The organism is Paralteromonas sediminis (genome assembly GCF_003820355.1).
In the GTDB taxonomy this organism is placed as follows: domain Bacteria; phylum Pseudomonadota; class Gammaproteobacteria; order Enterobacterales; family Alteromonadaceae; genus Alteromonas_F; species Alteromonas_F sediminis.
The window spans coordinates 182,869-201,469 of sequence record NZ_RPOK01000006.1 but is presented as its reverse complement, the minus strand read 5'-3'; the positions used below and the strand labels follow the sequence as shown (position 1 = coordinate 201,469).

The window sequence follows — 18,601 nt, the reverse complement described above, 5'->3', positions numbered from 1 at the left end:
ACCCTTACACACCTTTCTTTATACGCTCAGCCAGATAACTCACGGAAATGCCAAAGTAACTGCTCCTGTTCCAACGCATCAACGTCTGAAAGTTATTATATACCAGATAGATACGCCCTTCCGTGCCGTCAGGCATGATCAACCAGCTATCAATAGCGGCGTTCGGCAAGGCTTCACCATTAAAGCGCGTAATTCCATAATTGGACCAGACAGATAGTGGCTTTGCCTGCGTCTGCTTTAACCCTACATCCTTGCTGCTAATGGGTTGGGTAAGTTTGACCTGCCTACCCCAGGTATAGTCTCCGTCCCAACCATGGCGCGCCAAAAAATTTGCAATGGACGCAAACACGTCAGCCGGTGTATTCCAAATGTCCTTCTTACCATCCTGATCATAGTCCACGGCAAAGTCCAAAAAAGTGGCTGGCATAAACTGAGATTGCCCCATTGCACCGGCCCACGACCCCAAAAACTTGTCTGCAGAAACATGCCCCTGCTGCAAAATGGTAAGTGCGGCAATAAACTGACGCTTGAACAAGGCTTCCCGTCTTCCCTCAAACGCCAGTGACGCCAGCGAAGATACAACAGGATGTTTCCCCTGAATGCGACCAAAATTGGATTCATTTCCCCATAACGCCACAATAAAACGCGCAGGGACGCCATATTCACTGCTGATTTTAGTGAGCAGTTCATGGTGCACCTGCATTTTTTCGAGCGCCTGTGACACCTTCCAGTCGGGCACACGGGTTGCAAGGTATGTGTCTAGAGTTATCTTTTTCTCTGGCTGATTTTTATCGGCTTTCACAACCGAGGGGCGATACTTAATGGTGGGTCTGACCTTGTCAATAATCACCTGACTAATGCCGGCTTCTGAGGCCTCCAGAATCAGACCGTCAAGGTATCGTTCAAATGTCTCGTCAGCGAATCCTGAGGAACAACACAGTAACAAAAACACAAAGAGCAAAAAGCGCATTGAATTACCTATTTCGTTTCGTTGGCTGAGGTGATAACCCAAGTGCAATGCGATGCTCTGCCAACCAATCTTCTGATTGAGGCGGCAATTGTAAATAGAACCCCTTCTCATTAAGTTGATCAATCAGGGTTTGCTTATCGACAGATGCAAGCGACTTATCATTATCAAGCGGTAACATCATAACCAACTTGGGTTGTCCAATTTGAGCCATCAATGTATCTGGCACTGAGTCAAACTTACCTTTTTCTGGAACGTACAGATAAAGTCCGTCTTTTTTTGCTGTTTTGTATATAGCACAATACTTCATTACTGCTTTGCTACCTGTTCAAGAATGGCGTGGATTTTATCCTCGAAAAGTGGCTTACGCCATCCACTTAAAACATCGGGTTTAAGGTTTTGTAAACGGGTTTCGTCAATATCGAACCAACTAAATTTCAGCAACTGATGTAACTGCTTTTTTGAGCTAAGTATTTCACTGGGTATGCCTGTTTCGGCTGCAATGCCATCGACACATTGCTTAAGCTGCGCCATCACCGATTTGTATGTTTTGATTTCTGATAGTCTTTTCACTGGCGGCACGCCCTGCTGCTCGCCTCGCGTTTCGAAATCCTTGAGCGCGTCTGCAACTATCTGTAATACAGCAGCTCCGACCATTCTGTTTTCCATAGGCGTAAGCCCATGAATTTTGGCCAACGCCGTCTTACTCTGGGGTAAGTAGGTCGCAATATTTAACATAGCGCCTTCCCGTAAAACGAAGTTTAATGCCATATTTTTGGCTCTTGCACGCTCTATCCGCCACTTTGCAAGGGCTCTTAACACAAAGCGTTGCTTTCCATTAAGACGCCACGCATTTTTGACGGTGAGGTAAGCAAAGTCGTCAGGTAGCTGGGCTTTTTTCTTCTCTGCTATTAACGCTGATTCAGCGTACACGATGTTGACTTGCTCAGGTGTAAGCTTCTCGAGAATGATGTTATAAGCTGGCAGCAAATGAATAACATCATTAGCTGCATATTCGCACTGGCGGAGACTAAGTGGTCTGGCAAGCCAATCGGTTCTTGATTCACCCTTATCCAACACAATGCCCAAAAGCTGCTCAATAAGGTTTGCGTATCCCATAGTGGTGCCAATTCCCGTCAAATGCGCTGCAAATTGAGTATCAAATACTGGAGCAGGCACAACACCAAAACTGGCCAGGAACGCTTCGAGATCTTCAGAGCATGCGTGCAGCACCTTTACACACTTTTCATTGCGCAACAGTGTTTTAAAAGGGCTCATATCTGACAGCGCAAGCGGGTCAATGAGACTCACATGCTCGCCATCATTGAGCTGAATCAGTCCTAATAACGGTGTAAGTGTTTTTGTACGAACAAACTCGGTATCCAGAATAACAAAAGCGCGCTTTGACGCGCGCTCACAAACCTTAATTAACTGTTCGTCACTGTCGATATAATCAGTCACGTAACTCCCTACGCAGTATTTTACCGACATTTGTTTTCGGCAATTCGTCTTTGAACTCAACGTGCTTAGGCACCTTGTACCCTGTTAGGTGCTGTTTACAATGGGTGATCACCATTTCTTCAGTCAAGTTCCCTGATTTAGAAACAATAAACAACTTAACCACTTCGCCACTGACATTGTGGGGTACGCCGATAGCAGCGGCTTCAAGAACATCTTCATGCATCGCCGCTACCTCCTCGATTTCATTAGGGAACACATTAAAGCCTGATACCAGTATCATATCTTTCTTGCGATCTACGATATAGAAGTAACCTTGCTCATCAACTTTAGCGATATCGCCGGTTGCTAGCCAACCATCTTTAATAATTTCTGCGGTCGCCTCTGGCCTGTTTAAATACCCCGCCATAACCTGCGGTCCTTTCACCCAAAGCTCACCAGCCTCACCCAGAGCAACTTCATTGCCCTCTTCATCAAGTAATTTCACATCAGTTGAGGGCACTGGCATGCCAATACTACCCTTATACTTTTCGAGTTGAGGCGGGTTCACTGTTACCACTGGACTACATTCAGTCAGTCCATACCCTTCTAGGAGGACTGTACCTGTGACCTCTTGCCACTTCTCCGCTACCGGTCGCTGCACAGCCATACCGCCGCCTAAACCAAATTTGAATTTGGAAAAATCCAGTTCAGCAAAGCCTGGAGTATTTAATAAACCATTAAACAGCGTGTTTACACCAGGCAGAACGGTAAATGGATACTTACTCAGTTCGTTAACAAAGGCTGGCATATCTCTTGGATTGGTAATCAACAGATTAGGGCAGCCGTACTTCATAAACGTCAGACAATTCGCTGTAAGAGCAAAAATATGATAGAGCGGTAACGCAGTCACCACAAAATCTTGCTGCGGTTCTAAACACGTCTCAAGAATCTGCGATACCTGTTCTAAATTCGCACACATGTTTTTGTGCGTAAGCATGGCCCCTTTGGATACGCCCGTTGTTCCACCGGTATATTGCAAAAACGCAATATCATCCAGCGTCATATCAGGCCTTTCATATTGACTCTCAACACCACTGGATACCGAACTTTTAAACGACTTGGCTGAAGGTAATGAGTATGCGGGCACCATTTTTTTAACATGCTTGACAACAGCGTTTACTATCCAACGCTTAGGGACTGGTAGCATATCGCCCAAAGAGGTAAGCAGAATTTGCTCGATACCGACATCATCTATTACCTCAGCAAGCGTACAAGCAAAATTCTCAACAATAACGATAGCTTTGGCCTTTGAGTCATTGAGCTGATGCTTCAGTTCTCTGGCGGTGTAAAGTGGGTTTACATTAACAACCACCATACCTGCTCTCAATACACCAAACATAGCAACCGGATATTGAATTAGATTTGGCATCATGATGGCAACGGCGTCGCCTTTTTTCAGGCCGGACTGTTGGAGATAAGAGGCAAACTTCTTGGATAAGGTATCCAGTTCGTTGAATGTTATGGCGTGACCCATGTTGATAAATGCTGTTGAATCACCATATTTTTCAATAGATTGTTCGAGAATATCTAGCAATGAGTTGTATTTTGAAAGATCAATGTCTGGATTAACACGGGGGTCATAAAAATTCAGCCAGGTTTTGTCCACAATCTCTCCTAAATTATTATTGTTTGGCAGTTGCTGTGAAGTAGGGCTTTACTGCTTTGTGTGTTTATGGTGATTAATACTATATGAAGATTTCATAAATATACACAATCTAGCTTACATATTGCTAACAAAATGTCGGATTTGCGCGATAACTTCCTCAGGCTGCTCCATGTGCACATGATGACCACCTTCGATCACTTTTAACTGAGCCTGTGAAACCCATGTATGACGTGAAGCGAAGGTCTCTGACATCTTTTTAAAGCTGCTCGAGGCACCTATCACTAAAAATGGACAATCAATACCTTGCATGACGGTTTGCGCTTGTTCAGGCGTCATTCGCAACAGAGATTTGGTGCGTAACCGAGGATCACTGCGCCACACAGTCTTGCCATTTTCACGGCTTATATTGCGCATTAAAATTGTGTGGCAATGGGCTGCCGACAAGTCTGTCATGTTGGCTCTCGCTAAGACCGCGCTGTCTAAATCGGCTTTTTTAGCGTCCGTCTTTATCATTTTTTGCTGGCGAGAAAAAAGTGCTTCTGTAATTTGAGACAGTGTTGATGACGCCTCTTCAGTGAGTGGCCCAAAAGCATCGATACTTATTACAGCATGTACCTTTTCGGGCAAAACAGCGGCCACAATAGATGCCAGTATGCCGCCCAGCGAGTGCCCGAGCAAAATTACCCGGCTCAGTGCTAACGCATTAATAACGCCCACGATATCTTGTACATAATCAAGCTGATTATAGTGCACCCCCGGAGGCCGGTGGTCGGAATGACCATGTCCAGCTAAGTCCATGCCTATAAAGTTGGCATTGTCGAACGCATTAACCAGATGCCTGATGCTATTTACATTATCGAGATAACCATGAACTGCCAGAACCGTGTATGGGGCACCTGCTACATCACGACTTAAGCCTCGCAAGGTCATATACCCTAAATCACATGACCAAGGCGCTAAAGTTAAAGGTGAGTTTGAACACATAGGTTAATTCAAAAGCGGCAACATTTTGCCTTTTTAAAGCAATTAGTTGCCGCTTTCAAGGAATTGTAATGCCGCTGACTAAACTGCCTACTGCGACTTGTTAATAGTGTTTGGCGGCTTTGAATCACTTTTTCTAGTTTGCTGTTGCTGGGTAGACCCCGATTTTGGGTTCGACTCTGGAGCCCGTTCGACCATCCTGATCCTTGAATTGGTCACCCCCCAGCGAGACCTGTGAGGAAACGTGCTGTACCAAAAAGGTGAATACCATCCACTACTATAATTGTAGTGTATAGAAGAGACATCATAGACCGTTTCTTTTTTCCACAAGTGATAGCTGTTTCCCTGTAATGTAGGAAACACATAATCCTGTTCTCCAATCATGCCCTTTGTAGGGGCTTCAACAGTGCCTGTAAAGGTAATCGTTCTGCCCTGTTCAAATACCACTGGGTCCAAAAAGCCCTTCATTTTCACTTTGAATCGCCCCGCACTTTCATTGGCCACAGCCGGCTTACCGTATCCATTTAATGGAAAATGAACGACCTCTACTTCGCTGCTACCTTGTTTATTCTCCACACCGGCAATGATCCCTCCCCAGCGCGCGGGTTTAGTTAATGCTGTGTCGCCCGTAGACACAACCTGCTCATAGCTTACCAGTGCGGTCTCGTCGGCGACTTTAATGTTCTCCGGTACTATGGCGCATCCTGATGCAAAAATGACTGCAATAAATAATAAGTGGCGCATGACAACAAAATCCTGATTTGCGGTTTTAACAATAGTATCTTAACAATAGATGAATGAAACCTGAATCCGTTCAATTCTGAGTGCAATTACTTGTTTATCAAGCGTAAACGTCAATGCCCAGTAGTGCAGTTAGATTGTCTTTCTTTTCTGCGATCGCTATCTCATTGTAAGCATTGAGCGCTTTATTCTGAGAAGGCTCTGGCAAATCCCTATTGATAGAAGCACGTATGCCTGCGTCAGTCACTCGCGCTTGAGCAACAACGGAAACAGGTGGCGCTGGAGATTGAGTCTCCGGCGCTTTTGAGGGTTCAGTATATTTTGCTTTGTGAGGTGCGGTCAGCGCCCCACTAAGACCATCTATATGCATGAAGTCAAAGCGTTAGTAGAACAACACAATTCCAAAGCAAACTACATGCCGTTAATGGATCATTCTTTGCCAGGTAGTTTTTTCCACGTCACCTTGTCACGTAAATAGGTAGGCTCTATATCCTGAACCGCTTGGCCTCCGGTTTGTTCAAATTCAGCCCGGGCCAGAGGTAACATGAATTGTGCGCTAGGAAAACGCGGCGATGCGTTGCAGTCTGGCACGGCATTTTTCAAGTCAGGATAAGCCTCCCAACCACTGCCAGCAATACCGTCAGGTTTAAATTGCGTCACTTTTTCAATCGCAACCTCAGGAGGAATAACACATTCATCACTGAACATCGAAACCAGACCATCACAGCGAATATATTCTGCGTAGTACACCTCGCCCATTCTCGCGTCAATTGCAACTGCAATGCGTTCTCCTTGCGCCTCCTGTGCCATTGCAGCAAGTGTACTCACCCCCACAACGGGTTTTTCAGCCCCTAAGGCTAATCCCTGAATTAACCCCGTCGCTATCCTAACCCCAGTAAAGCTGCCGGGGCCTCGTCCAAACACAAGAACATCGACCTGATCAATTGTCATACCCGCATCATGCATAACATCTTGTACCATAGGTAGAGCCTTTTGACTGTGTTGCTGTGGACATACCTCCCACCGTGTAAAGTCCTTATTTTCTGTCGAAATAGCTGCAGAACACGCTTCCGTTGCGGTATCAATAGCAAGTAAAGTTACACAGGTCATAAATTCTCCAAAAAGTCTTCAACAACTGACATATCTCGTGTTCGTTTCATTGGTGGCAAACTAGCTATGAAGGTTTTTGCATAGGGATGAGTCACTAATCGGGTATCACAAATCACTAGTGCACCTTTGTCTTCCTGATCACGGATGAGCCTTCCCGCACCTTGTTTCAACGTGATTACCGCTTGCGGAATTTGAATAGTATCAAAAGGATTTGCACCCTGTTTACGACAATCTTCTATACGAGCCTGGAGTAGTGGGTCATCCGGAGATGCAAAAGGCAGCTTGTCAATTAGTACGCAAACAAGATCACTGCCCCGAACGTCTACACCTTCCCAAAAAGCCCCGGTTCCCAGAAGCACGGCATCCGGTTGATTGATGTACTGAGATAATAGTGCCTGCTTAGACGTTGTCCCCTGAACTAATAGCGGGTTTGATACTTTAGATTGCAACCCTTCAGACACCTTTCGCAGCATGGCATGACTGGTAAACAGCAGAAAGCAGCGCCCTTTACTGGCGCGAATTAATCGCTCAGAAGTATCAATGAGCGTTTGTAACATAGCAAACTTATTGGGCTCGGGGATTCCCCTGGGCACACAGAGTACAGCTTGTTTGAGATAATCAAATGGGCTGTCTAACATCAGCGTTTGCGCGTCTTTTAGTCCCATACGTCGCTGAAAATGCGTAAATCCCCCATCTACCATCAGTGTTGCCGAGGTAAAAACCCAGCTTCGTTCATGCATATCCATTATGGCTCTGAATTTCTTTGCGATATTAAGGGGTGTCAAATGCAATATGATGTGTCTTTGCGTTGTTTCATACCATAGGCTCACACCCATTTGCTCAAGATCACACAACATGTCCAAGCGTCCTTTGAGCTGCAAGATGCGCTCAAAAATAGCATCGAGCTCTTTGTGACGCCCCACGTGGATCTTGGCAACTTCATACAATATTGACAAAGCATCTCGCAGCTTTTCAATGGCAAGCTGCACCGGCTGTTCCGCCATGGCTTCTCGCCAATTACCTTTGCTGGGGTTAACCGAAAAACACAAGCGCAAATCGCTCACTGCGGTCTGACACTTTTGGGCGGCGCGCTCTAACTGCTCAATGTCTTTTAGTTCGGTTCTGTATAGCAACGTTATATCTTTTGCTAAATCAGCGCATTGCCGACTTGAGAGCGTCTCGCCAAAGTAGTCTGCCGCAATTTCAGGTATCTGATGGGCCTCATCAAAAATGACAGTATCTGCCTCAGGGATCAATTCACCAAAACCGGTGTCTTTTAGCGCAAGGTCGGCAAAAAACAGATGGTGATTTACCACCACTACGTCGGCCTCCATCGCCTCTTTTCGGGCATGAACCAAATAGCAATCGTCATAATCAGGACAGTCTCTGCCCAAACAATTATCCACGGTAGACGTTACAAATGGGATCACTCTGGCGTCTTCTGGCAATGTGCTGATTTCGCCGATGTCGCCGGTTTTGGTAGTATTTGCCCACGACCTAACAACAGAAAGTTCCGACAGGGTTTCTTTGTCAACCAAGGTTGCACCGCCCTTGTGTTGGGCTAATCGATGAATACATAAATAATTCGCCCGCCCTTTCAGCAAGGCAGTCTTTTTTCTGCTCGACAGAGCTTTTTTGACTAATGGCAAGTCGCGGTGAAATAACTGCTCTTGTAGGTTTTTTGTACCCGTCGATACGATAGACTTTCCGCCTGACAAAAGCGCAGGAATTAAATAGGCAAAGGTTTTGCCTGTGCCCGTACCGGCTTCTACGATCAGTTCACCATCTTGTTCAATAATCGTTTCAATCGCTTCCGCCATATCAATTTGCGGCTGCCGAGGGGTATAGCCTGTAAGGACCTTAGACAGTTCACCATCTTGGGAAAAAACCTGATTAACAGAAATTTTAGCGGGCATAGTTCACAAACATAATACGCAATGGCGCAAGTATGCCAAAAAGCTAGTCGTTTCGATACTGGCCAAGTGAGGCTAATTGCACGCGATAGCCTCCCGCAGGTAGTACAAAAGACAAGGCATTGTCTGCACTATCACACTTGGCCGCTAGCTCAGCGTAACGATAACCCTGCACCAGAAACCCTGAAAGGGCCACTTGGATTTTTTCGTGTGATAAATTTAAGCAAATCAGCACCTGATGTGCGTCATTTTGTCTGATAAAACTAAATACTTTATCTGGGTGATTGTTGTCAACCTGATGCATAGTGGCGCCAAAATTACCATTGAATAGTGCAGAGTACTGCTTTTTGATTGCGATAAGTTGCTTGTATAAATCACCGATATAATGCGGTGTCCATGCTATAGGGTCGCGTTCAAAAAAAGCCAAACGCTTTGGCTCACCACATTCCTGACTGTTGTATATCAAGGGCACGCCTTCACCCAGAACAGACAATACAATGCAGGCATCAACTAGTTCACCAAACTGTTCAAACTGGGTGCCATCCCAAGCATTTTTGTCATGGTTACTGACAAAGGTCATTCTATATGCAGAGGCAGGCCAGGCTCGTTCATTCCAAGAATAGTATTTACGCAACTTATCAAGGCTCGCTTCACCTTTAGCAATGGCGTGTAACGTTTCATTCCAGCTCCAAGCATAGGTCATATTAAACCCGTCTCTATGCATATCACGACTTTCCCATTCAGCGAGCAAAAAAACCGGTTTAATCTCGTCTAATGATGCCCTGACCTGACGCCAAAAATCATTGGGCACATAGCCAGCAACATCACAGCGAAAGCCATCTATATCAAAGGTTTTCACCCAATACGCCATCGCATTGAGCATGTAATCTCGCAAACCCTCTTGGCTATAATCGAATTCGATTATGTCTGACCAATCCCACCACGGAGATGGCCTGAAATTACCTTGTAAATCCTTGGCGTACCATTGAGGGTGAGATGCTGTAAGAGGGCAATCCCATGCGCTGTGATTGGGTACCCAGTCAATAATGATTTTGAGAGAGAGTGAATGCGCTTTTGCAACGAGTTTTTTGAGTTGTTCAGCATCGCCCAACTCTGGATTAATGGCTAGGAAATCCTTCACTGAATAAGGGCTTCCCAATTGCCCTTTTCGATTTACTTCCCCTATAGGATGCAGTGGCATGAGCCAGACAATATCGATGCCCAGCGCTTTGATGTTCTCCAGCTTACTCGTGACTTGTTCTAACGTACCTTGCTTACTGAATTGTCGAGTATTAACCTGATAAATAACCGCATTTTTGCTCCAATCGGGCTGCTGCAGGTTGTAAAGGGGCATGGCGTTTTTTTCTTCAACGATGAAACAGTGATGCAAAAAGCATAGACCCGGACCACAATAAAATCAGCCTAAAATACAGGCAAGCCGCTTACACCAAGGATCATGACCCAACTGGCAAAGAATATTTTTAATCTAACGGGTGAAAATACAAGCACAACATATTTAGCAATCAGACCGCCCAGAATGGCTCCCAATCCAGCGAAGGTTACCACCTGCGCATATATGGCTTCGGAGACGACAAGATGGTAAACCACCCCACTCCATACAGAAAAAGCAGAAATGATTACAGCCACAGCAATGGCCGCTTTCACACTGAATCCTCTCATAATTAGATAAACAGCCACTAGTTCGCCAACGCCAACAGAAAGCCACGCTGTCACCACGCCGCCAATTAGACTGACGACAAACAGCACAGGCCCGTCAAGTGTTGCTAAACAATGTGAAGTTGTCGCCTTGCTGTAGCGCGGAATGGTAATAAATATAGCCAGAGCAAGCAGTATGGAAAACACCCCAAAAGCTAGGTGTAACAAGCTTGAGTTTACGCTGATCGCTGACAACGTAGGATGGATAAACTTACCCCATTGAACGAGCAATATGCCTAGGATTGCACCGGGGGTTATCCAGACGATGCTTGGGGTGAACATTGCCCATTCATCTTCACCCTTGTGATTGTGCTTATAGTGAAAAAACCAGGTTAAGGCACCTGCTGTCATTCCGCAGCACTGAATGGCAAAACTGGTCGCTACAATTTGCGTTTCATCGAACCCCAAATGATTGAAAAACGGCACGAAAACAACGCCCCCACCGGCACCTGTAGAGTTGGCAAAAATAGCGCCGAGCACTCCCAAAAAAGCGTAGCCGAAATAATCGCTTATCCAGTGAATTGGCGTTTGCCACACTGCGATCAAAGTACTCCATAAGCAAAACACCACTAAAAACCGTTTTAACCACACCGGCATGACTGCTACTCACGACCCTAAAAAACTTGCACTCTGCCAGAACGATTGGGTGAACGCTAGTGAAAAAAAATACGTACTAAATATTTATGATTACGTGCGCGAACACTGAACAAAATTGTAAATTAACATTGACACCCAATCGGTCAGCTACCTGGTTTGAGTCAAAGTTGATGATTTTTTTTATGGTGGCAGTGGTGCTAACCATCGCAATTGGCTGGCTGATAGTTGGCGTATGGATGATTTTGCCTTTTGCCGGTCTAGAAGTGGGACTTTTTGCTCTTCTGATGTATTTAGTCTCCCGGCATACCTATCGCATTCAGGAAATCACGCTAACGGAAAACAAAATCCTTGTTGCCAACCGAATGGGTAGTAGGTTCGTCATTTCTGACCTAAGCAGGGTCGGCTGCTTTTTACAGGTAGTAGAGACGGAAAGAGACTGGCACCTTCCGCTGCTATACTTAGTGAATGATGACAAACGCATCAGTATAGGTGAGTTCCTCAACTTAAAAGACCGACAAGCACTGCGAAACATGTTAAAACAACAAGGTGTACCTACATGCCGAACGTATTGGTGGAAATCAGATAATTAAACAGGACAACTATGACACAGAAATATGACGTTGTGCTCTTTGGCGCAACCAGTTTTGTAGGAAAAATAGCAGCCCACTATTTAGCGCAGCGGCAAGATAACAGTTTCACTTGGGCCATTGCCGCTCGGTCTCAGCAAAAACTAGACGCGCTACTTAATGATCTTCCCGAATCAACACGCCCCAATAGCATTATTGCAGATGCCAGCGATGCTGATTCTCTCAATGCTATGTGCGAGCAAGCTAAGGTCATTATATCCACCGTAGGACCATACGCACTTTATGGTGAACCCCTGATCAAGGCTTGCATTGCCTCAGGCGCAGATTACGTTGATTTAACCGGTGAACCACAATGGATAAAACGCATGCTCGACCGGCACAGCGAGGCCGCGACTAAGGCGGGCGTTAGATTGGTTAACTCGTGCGGGTTTGACTCGATCCCTTCTGATCTCGGCGTGTATTTTCTCCAGCAGCAGGCGCAAGAAAAATATGGACAAACATGCCAGCGCGTAGCCATGCGCGTGCACAGGATCAAAGGTGGAGCATCTGGTGGCACAATAGCCAGCATGCTGAACTTACTCGATGAGGTTAAAAAGGAGCCTTCACTGCGCAAAGTGATTGGGAGTCCTTATGCGCTGTGTCCTGCCGGACACGAATTAAAAGCATACCAACCCACTGTAAAATCTGCCAAATTCGATCAGGAAACAAATCGCTGGATGGCACCCTTTATTATGGAAGCCATCAACAGCCGAATTGTGCACCGCAGTAACGCTTTACTCGACGCAAAATATGGTAAACGCTTCGTTTATGGTGAAGCCATGCTTACCGGAAAAGGGCTCGGTGGAGCGTGGCGAGCGACCACCATGGCGCTCGGACTGGGTGGTTTTATGTTTGCTGCAAATATAAGGGTGTTGAGAAATATTTTGGAGCAAAAATGGTTACCTAAACCTGGCGAAGGGCCGTCACCTATGGAACAGCAAAACGGCTTGTTTGATATTCGATTTTACGGATATACAGAATCGGGTAAACGCTTGGTTGCGAAGGTAACAGGCGACAGAGATCCAGGTTACGGTTCAACGGCAAAAATGCTGAGTGAAGCCGCTATTTGCCTGGCTCAGAATGAAGTAGTCAGAAAAAAGCCCGGTGGATTTTATACCCCCGCTAGTGTGTTTGACGATGCGTTATTTACCCCGCTGACTACCCATGCAGGGCTAACCTTTAACGTTATAGGGTAAAAAAGCGTACATAAAGTGAACTCTACTGCCGCCAAGCCCGTTTAATACATGGTAGCTTGGAGGCAGATTTATGAATCTATTTATTGAATCAATCGAAGGCGGCACATATCTGGTGGCGTTTGATGATGGTGAAGCCCGGCAATATATCCGCGACAACCACAGTCGCCCCAAAGCATTTCATTGCATTAGCGAAATCAAATCTCACTTTTCGGGTCAACAATTCGACAAAGTGTGGCTCAAGCAAAATACTCCCTATGACGAAATGTGTGGCATGGAAGCAGGAACAGAAAAACTGGAAATTGAAATAGACTGGCGATAACACGCTTTTTTGGTGTGGATGGTCAGCTGCATATTGCTATTTGCAGCTGACAACGTCATAGTTTGCCCTCGTTATTTTTTGGCAAAAGGACTGGCGATGCGTTCACTTGGTATTGCTCTAACTCTCATTTTTTGTTTTTTCGGGTATCAGTCTTCCCATGCTGCATCAGTATGGAAAGTGACAAACGGTGAGAATACACTTTATCTGGCAGGCACCATCCACATCCTAAGTCCAGACGATTATCCTCTACCAGCACAATTTCAGTCCGCCTACGAGGCATCCGAGGTGATGGTTTTTGAAACCGACATTTCAGCAATGAACTCCCCGGATATGCAACAGAAAAGCATGGAGATGCTTACCTATACCGATGGCACAACCATTGACCAAGTGTTGCAAAAAGAGACGCTCAATAAACTGAATTCTCACCTAATGCAACGTGGTGTACCATTGGCAAACCTGGAAACATTTAAGCCGACCTTACTTTCTCTGACGCTGACTATGATAGAGTTTCAGGCTATCGGACTGACGACTCAGGGCGTGGATGCATTTTATTACACCACGGCAATGGGTGATGGCAAAATGCGTAAGTGGTTAGAAACGCCAGAACAACAGCTAAACTTTATTGCCAATATGGCGACAGGTGATGAAGATGAAATGATTCTGTATACACTGAAAGATCTTGAATCCCTCCCATCCAGAATGGGTGAACTAAAAGAAGCGTGGCGTGCGGGTGACATGGATACCCTTGCAGCAATAGGACTGACTCCCTGGATAGAAGAATATGCAGATATCTATCAAGCAATTTTTGTGGAACGCAATAATAATTGGGTACCAGAGATAAAAGAAATGCTGACGACGCCCAAAACGGAAATGGTACTTGTGGGTGCCCTCCATATGCCGGGAGAACATGGTTTACTTACTCAACTAAGTCAACAGGGCTATACCATTACGCAATTGAAATAGTCCTGCACCTATTGTGTGTACACCATAATCAATGCTTTTGGGCAAGTGACACCTAGCTAGCATGGCTTGTGTGGCGGAACAGGTGGGTAGTGCTTTTTATATTTGCGCGTTAAGTACGTTAGCTCGTAAGCCTCTTTAGTGCGAGGAAAGCGCGCACCTAATACGGCAAATAACACTCCTATCAGCGGCGGGACGATAAATAGATAAAGGAGATTGGCAAGCCCGCTAAATAATAAACAGGCTGCTAGCGCCGTGATGAAAAAATAGGTAATGAAGGATTTACACTCTGACATGCTTCCGACCTCGTAACTATTAACCAATATATATACGCGGTCAAAATCAATAGAGCTCACTTTTTAGCCTCTTGTATACAGCAAAGCCAGTGTTCTTAGGTCACTATGGCCTATTCTGCCTATATGATTTTACTTTGACTTAAGTTTTTGAAGTGTCTCTACTAACTCCACAGCTAAGCCTTGTAACTGCTGAACTGTACGTGCATCTGAAATTTGTCCGTTGTCATCCATCAAGGTATGCACGTTGGCAATGGCTCGCTGATTAGGCAACACCAGCGTACCTATATTTTCCAGCAGCATGCGAAGTGGTACTAACACTCGTAGACCGCCCAAAGCACCGGGAGAAGATGCCATAATGGCGGCAACTTTGCCCTTGAATGCCTGCATAGGCTTTTCGCCTTCTGCTGAGCGCGATGCCCAGTCTATGACATTTTTCAGTAACGCAGGATAACTTGAGTTGTATTCCGGTGACGCTATCAAAAAGCCATCATGCGCCGTCAGTAAGGTTTTGAATGCCTGTGCATTTTCATGAATCCCCTGATCCGCTTCTTCATCCTGATTGAAAAGCGGCATCGGATAATCAGCAAGATTGATGACGGTTACATCGGCTCCTGCACTTCTTGCCCCTTGCACAGCAATATCCAAAATTGCCTGATTGAATGACCCTTTACGTGTACTGCCTGCAAACGCTAAAACCTTAACCATGCTGATGCCTTTTGAGTATGTGAATTACATTCTGTCTAATGTCTCGATACCTAACAGCGATAGCCCCTGTGCCATTGTTTTTGCAACCAACGCAGACAAGGAAAGCCGACTGGCTTTTATGCTGTCATCAATGCCGTCTTTTAGAATAGGACATGCTTCATAAAAAGACATATACGCACTAGCCAGTTCGTAGAGATACGTACACAAAACATGGGGCGTAGCATCTCTTGAGACAATTTGAAGCGTTTCGTCAAACTGCAAAAGCTGAACTGCAAGCTGGTGTTCGTTGGTATGCTCAATACTAATTTTGGCTGATTGTTCACTGCTATCGATACCGGCCTTGCGGAACAAACTTTCTACGCGAGTAAACGCGTATTGTAAATAAGGGGCAGTGTTACCCTCAAACGCCAACATGCTATCCCAGTTAAATACATAGTCTGTGGTTCTGTGTTTACTTAGATCAGCATATTTCACCGCACCTATGCCTACGGTTTTTGCAACAGAGTGCTGTTCTTCAGAGGATAAAGCGTTGTCGCGAGCAGCAATCAGTTTTCCAGCCCGCTCTACAGCCTCTTCAAGTAAATCGGCCAGTTTAACCGTTCCGCCTGTTCGGGTTTTAAACGGTTTGCCGTCAGCGCCTAACATCATACCAAATGGACAGTGTTCATAGGTCTGCTCTTGGCCAATATAGCCAGCTTTGCGGGCTACAATCTCCGTTTGTTTAAAGTGAAGCGCCTGACGTGCATCAGTAAATATTAACGTCCGGTCAGCCCCCAAAGTACCAGAGCGGTGACGAATAGCGGCGAGGTCAGTAGTAGCATACAGATAACCCCCTCCCGACTTTTGCACGATATAAACTGCAGGATTACCTTCTTTGTCAGCCAACTCAGGGATAAACACCACCTGGGCCCCCTGATCTTCCACTGCAATCCCCTTGGCTTTTAAGTCAGCTATAACATTAGCCAAGTCATGGTTATAGGCGCTTTCACCCATTACATGCTCGCGAGTCAAAGACACGTTCAGCAGTTCATAGACTTCTTCCGAATGCGCGATTGACACATCGATAAACTGCTGCCATAGGGCAAGGCAGTGCGTATCGCCCTGCTGTAGTTTTACAACGTATTCTCTGGCGCGATCAGCAAACCCTTCTTCTTCGTCAAAGCGTACTTTTGCTTGACGATAAAAATCTTCTAAATCACTCAATGCGGTTTCTGCAATGGCATTTTGTTGAAGCTGGTCGCTAAAGTGCGCAAGCAACATACCAAACTGGGTTCCCCAGTCGCCCATGTGGTTCTGACGGATCACTTTATGACCCAAGAACTCCAGTGTTTTTACAACAGCATCACCAATAATAGTGCTGCGCAAATGACCAACATGCATCTCTTTGGCCAGATTAGGCGATGAATAGTCAACCACCACAGTTTGCTCAGTTTCAGCTTGGATACCCAAACGCTTATCAACAAGTACTTGTTTGCACTGATCATTTAGCCATGCGTCACTTAGGTGAATGTTGATGAAACCTGGCCCGGCAATATCGACCTTTTGAGCAATGTCACCAAGCTCAACGTTGTCCAGAATAGACTGGGCAATATTGCGTGGTGGTTGCTTTAGCTGCTTTGCTAACGCCATAGCACCATTAAACTGGTATTCGCCAAACTCTGGTCGAGCACTGCGAGCAACAGGTACAGGAGCGTTTTCTACGCCCATTTTTTGCAATGCTTTAGTAAAACGTTCAACCAATAATGCAGATATATTCATAGTGTTGCTCTTTTAGTGCTCTCTAGTTTTAGCAAATTGAATGTCAGGATAGCGTTCTTGCGCTAGCTGTAAATTCACCATTGTGGGCGCGATATAAGTCAGGTTGTCGCCGCCATCAAGGGCAAGGTTTTGTTGTGCTTTACGTCTAAACTCGTCCACTTTTTTATCGTCCCCGTACACCCAGCGCGCAGTAGACACATTGACATGCTCATAAATAGCATCAACGTTGTATTCTGACTTTAACCGCGCAACAACCACATCAAACTGAAGTACGCCAACCGCGCCGACTATGAGGTCGTTATTCATCAAAGGCCTGAATACCTGCACAGCGCCTTCTTCTGATAGCTGAATAAGACCTTTCTGCAACTGTTTTTGCTTCAGTGGGTCTTTAAGGCGTATACGCTTGAACAGTTCAGGCGCAAAGTTAGGGATGCCGGTAAACCTGTACTCTTTACCTGATGTAAAGGTATCACCGATGCGAATTGAACCGTGGTTGTGAAGCCCAATAATATCGCCAGCATAAGCCTCTTCTAACAACGCGCGATCGCCGGCTAGAAAGGTTAATGCATCTGAAATACGCACGTCTTTGCCAATACGCGTATGACGCATTTTCATGCCTTTTTCATACTTCCCTGAGACGATCCGACAAAAGGCAATACGATCCCTATGCTTTGGATCCATATTCGCTTGGATCTTAAAGACAAAACCACTAAAGCCCTCATCTTCGGCATTTATTTCGCCTTGATCAGTTTCGCGAGACTGAGGCTCTGGAGCCCACTCAGTCAAGCCATCAAGCATGTGATCTACACCAAAGTTGCCCAGTGCCGTACCAAAGTAAACAGGCGTAAGTTGTCCTTGCAAAAATAACTCTTCATCAAACTCATTAGATGCACCTATGACCAATTCCAATTCATCTCTGAGTTGCTGTGCTAAGTCACTGCCAACAGCGCTATCTAACTCAGTATTCTCTAGCCCCTTGATAATGCGAACTTCCTGAATGGTATGTCCCATACCTGTTTGATAGAGGACAGTCTCGTCGCGATGCAAGTGATAAACACCCTTAAACGACTTTCCGCAACCGATAGGCCAAGTGATAGGTGCACATAAAATATCGAGCTCGGTCTCTACTTCGTCAAGCAACTCCATTGGATCACGAATATCGCGATCCAGTTTATTCATGAAGGTGACTATTGGGGTATCGCGAAGCCGAGTTACTTCCATTAGTTTACGCGTTCGATCCTCTACCCCTTTTGCTGCGTCAATCACCATCAAACAGGAATCAACCGCCGTTAACGTACGATAAGTGTCCTCAGAAAAATCTTCGTGCCCAGGGGTATCGAGCAAATTAACCAGCTTATCGTGATAAGGAAATTGCATAACAGATGTGGTCACGGAGATACCCCGTTCTTTCTCCATGTCCATCCAGTCTGACTTAGCATGCTGACCGGACTTCTTTCCCTTTACGGTACCCGCGGTCTGTAAGGCGTTACCAAACAATAAAACCTTTTCAGTAATGGTCGTTTTACCCGCGTCGGGGTGCGAAATAATCGCAAATGTTCTGCGCTTTTTAATCTGTTTTAAACTTTCGGCGTTTGCCATGACTCTGCAAT

18 protein-coding genes are annotated in these 18,601 nt (G+C 45.6%); 4 read left to right on the top strand and 14 right to left on the bottom strand.

Features of this window, described 5'->3' with window-relative positions; translation table 11 throughout:
* Nucleotides 1-4: 4 nt before the first annotated feature.
* The 11 genes from DRW07_RS17335 to DRW07_RS17285 form a co-directional block, all read right to left on the bottom strand.
* On the bottom strand, nucleotides 5-970 hold the full coding sequence (locus tag DRW07_RS17335) for a lytic murein transglycosylase (protein ID WP_124029210.1): 966 nt from the start codon (nucleotides 968-970) through the stop codon (nucleotides 5-7).
* A gap of 4 nt (nucleotides 971-974) precedes the next feature.
* Nucleotides 975-1,277 (bottom strand): YcgL domain-containing protein, encoded by a 303-nt coding sequence (locus DRW07_RS17330; protein WP_124029209.1) that lies wholly within the window; start codon nucleotides 1,275-1,277, stop codon nucleotides 975-977.
* Nucleotides 1,277-2,428, bottom strand: a complete 1,152-nt coding sequence (rnd, locus tag DRW07_RS17325) for a ribonuclease D (protein WP_240630707.1) — start codon at nucleotides 2,426-2,428, stop codon at nucleotides 1,277-1,279. Before rnd ends, DRW07_RS17330 begins: the two co-directional genes overlap by 1 nt.
* A complete protein-coding gene (gene fadD / locus DRW07_RS17320; RefSeq protein ID WP_124029207.1) occupies nucleotides 2,421-4,073 on the bottom strand; it encodes a long-chain-fatty-acid--CoA ligase FadD in 1,653 nt (550 codons plus the stop codon). The genes rnd and fadD overlap by 8 nt, the downstream gene beginning before the upstream one ends.
* Nucleotides 4,074-4,187: 114 nt before the next feature.
* Nucleotides 4,188-5,057 carry an alpha/beta fold hydrolase gene (locus DRW07_RS17315; RefSeq protein ID WP_124029206.1) on the bottom strand — a complete coding sequence of 290 codons (870 nt, stop codon included), beginning with the start codon at nucleotides 5,055-5,057 and terminating at the stop codon, nucleotides 4,188-4,190.
* 87 nt (nucleotides 5,058-5,144) lie between these two features.
* Nucleotides 5,145-5,798, bottom strand: coding sequence for a Slp family lipoprotein (locus DRW07_RS17310; RefSeq protein ID WP_124029205.1), 654 nt, complete (start codon nucleotides 5,796-5,798; stop codon nucleotides 5,145-5,147).
* A 97-nt stretch (nucleotides 5,799-5,895) separates the two neighbouring features.
* Nucleotides 5,896-6,165 carry a hypothetical protein gene (locus DRW07_RS17305; RefSeq protein WP_124029204.1) on the bottom strand — a complete coding sequence of 90 codons (270 nt, stop codon included), beginning with the start codon at nucleotides 6,163-6,165 and terminating at the stop codon, nucleotides 5,896-5,898.
* A 59-nt stretch (nucleotides 6,166-6,224) separates the two neighbouring features.
* Entirely contained in the window at nucleotides 6,225-6,905 is a 681-nt protein-coding gene (gene tsaB, locus DRW07_RS17300; RefSeq protein ID WP_124029203.1) for a tRNA (adenosine(37)-N6)-threonylcarbamoyltransferase complex dimerization subunit type 1 TsaB, read from the bottom strand.
* On the bottom strand, nucleotides 6,902-8,821 hold the full coding sequence (locus DRW07_RS17295) for a DNA repair helicase YoaA (RefSeq protein WP_124029202.1): 1,920 nt from the start codon (nucleotides 8,819-8,821) through the stop codon (nucleotides 6,902-6,904). The genes tsaB and DRW07_RS17295 overlap by 4 nt, the downstream gene beginning before the upstream one ends.
* 43 nt (nucleotides 8,822-8,864) lie before the next feature.
* On the bottom strand, nucleotides 8,865-10,172 hold the full coding sequence (locus DRW07_RS17290) for an alpha-amylase family glycosyl hydrolase (RefSeq protein ID WP_124029201.1): 1,308 nt from the start codon (nucleotides 10,170-10,172) through the stop codon (nucleotides 8,865-8,867).
* Between the two features lie 68 nt (nucleotides 10,173-10,240).
* The gene (locus DRW07_RS17285) at nucleotides 10,241-11,131 is read right to left on the bottom strand and encodes a sulfite exporter TauE/SafE family protein (protein WP_124029200.1); all 891 of its coding nucleotides are present in this window, start codon (nucleotides 11,129-11,131) and stop codon (nucleotides 10,241-10,243) included.
* Between the two features lie 86 nt (nucleotides 11,132-11,217).
* On the opposite strand from DRW07_RS17285, the gene DRW07_RS17280 reads away from it, so the two are divergent.
* The 4 genes from DRW07_RS17280 to DRW07_RS17265 all read left to right on the top strand — a co-directional run bounded on the left by DRW07_RS17280 (nucleotide 11,218) and on the right by DRW07_RS17265 (nucleotide 14,235).
* Nucleotides 11,218-11,721, top strand: a complete 504-nt coding sequence (locus DRW07_RS17280; protein ID WP_124029199.1) for a DUF2244 domain-containing protein — start codon at nucleotides 11,218-11,220, stop codon at nucleotides 11,719-11,721.
* An 11-nt stretch (nucleotides 11,722-11,732) separates the two neighbouring features.
* Nucleotides 11,733-12,953 carry a saccharopine dehydrogenase family protein gene (locus tag DRW07_RS17275; protein ID WP_124029198.1) on the top strand — a complete coding sequence of 407 codons (1,221 nt, stop codon included), beginning with the start codon at nucleotides 11,733-11,735 and terminating at the stop codon, nucleotides 12,951-12,953.
* A 70-nt stretch (nucleotides 12,954-13,023) separates the two neighbouring features.
* Complete coding sequence (locus DRW07_RS17270; RefSeq protein ID WP_124029197.1) at nucleotides 13,024-13,272, top strand: DUF6482 family protein; 249 nt, start codon at nucleotides 13,024-13,026, stop codon at nucleotides 13,270-13,272.
* A gap of 96 nt (nucleotides 13,273-13,368) precedes the next feature.
* A complete protein-coding gene (locus tag DRW07_RS17265) occupies nucleotides 13,369-14,235 on the top strand; it encodes a TraB/GumN family protein (protein WP_165870544.1) in 867 nt (288 codons plus the stop codon).
* A 422-nt stretch (nucleotides 14,236-14,657) separates the two neighbouring features.
* Here the strand turns inward: DRW07_RS17265 and DRW07_RS17260 are convergent, their stop codons facing one another.
* From DRW07_RS17260 to prfC, 3 genes are read right to left on the bottom strand one after another with little or no spacing between them, the layout of a single operon-like run.
* A complete protein-coding gene (locus DRW07_RS17260; protein ID WP_124029195.1) occupies nucleotides 14,658-15,233 on the bottom strand; it encodes an NADPH-dependent FMN reductase in 576 nt (191 codons plus the stop codon).
* Nucleotides 15,234-15,257: 24 nt separating this feature from the next.
* Complete coding sequence (gene argS / locus DRW07_RS17255; protein WP_124029194.1) at nucleotides 15,258-16,991, bottom strand: arginine--tRNA ligase; 1,734 nt, start codon at nucleotides 16,989-16,991, stop codon at nucleotides 15,258-15,260.
* 12 nt (nucleotides 16,992-17,003) lie between these two features.
* Nucleotides 17,004-18,590, bottom strand: a complete 1,587-nt coding sequence (prfC, locus tag DRW07_RS17250) for a peptide chain release factor 3 (RefSeq protein ID WP_124029193.1) — start codon at nucleotides 18,588-18,590, stop codon at nucleotides 17,004-17,006.
* Nucleotides 18,591-18,601: the final 11 nt, after the last annotated feature.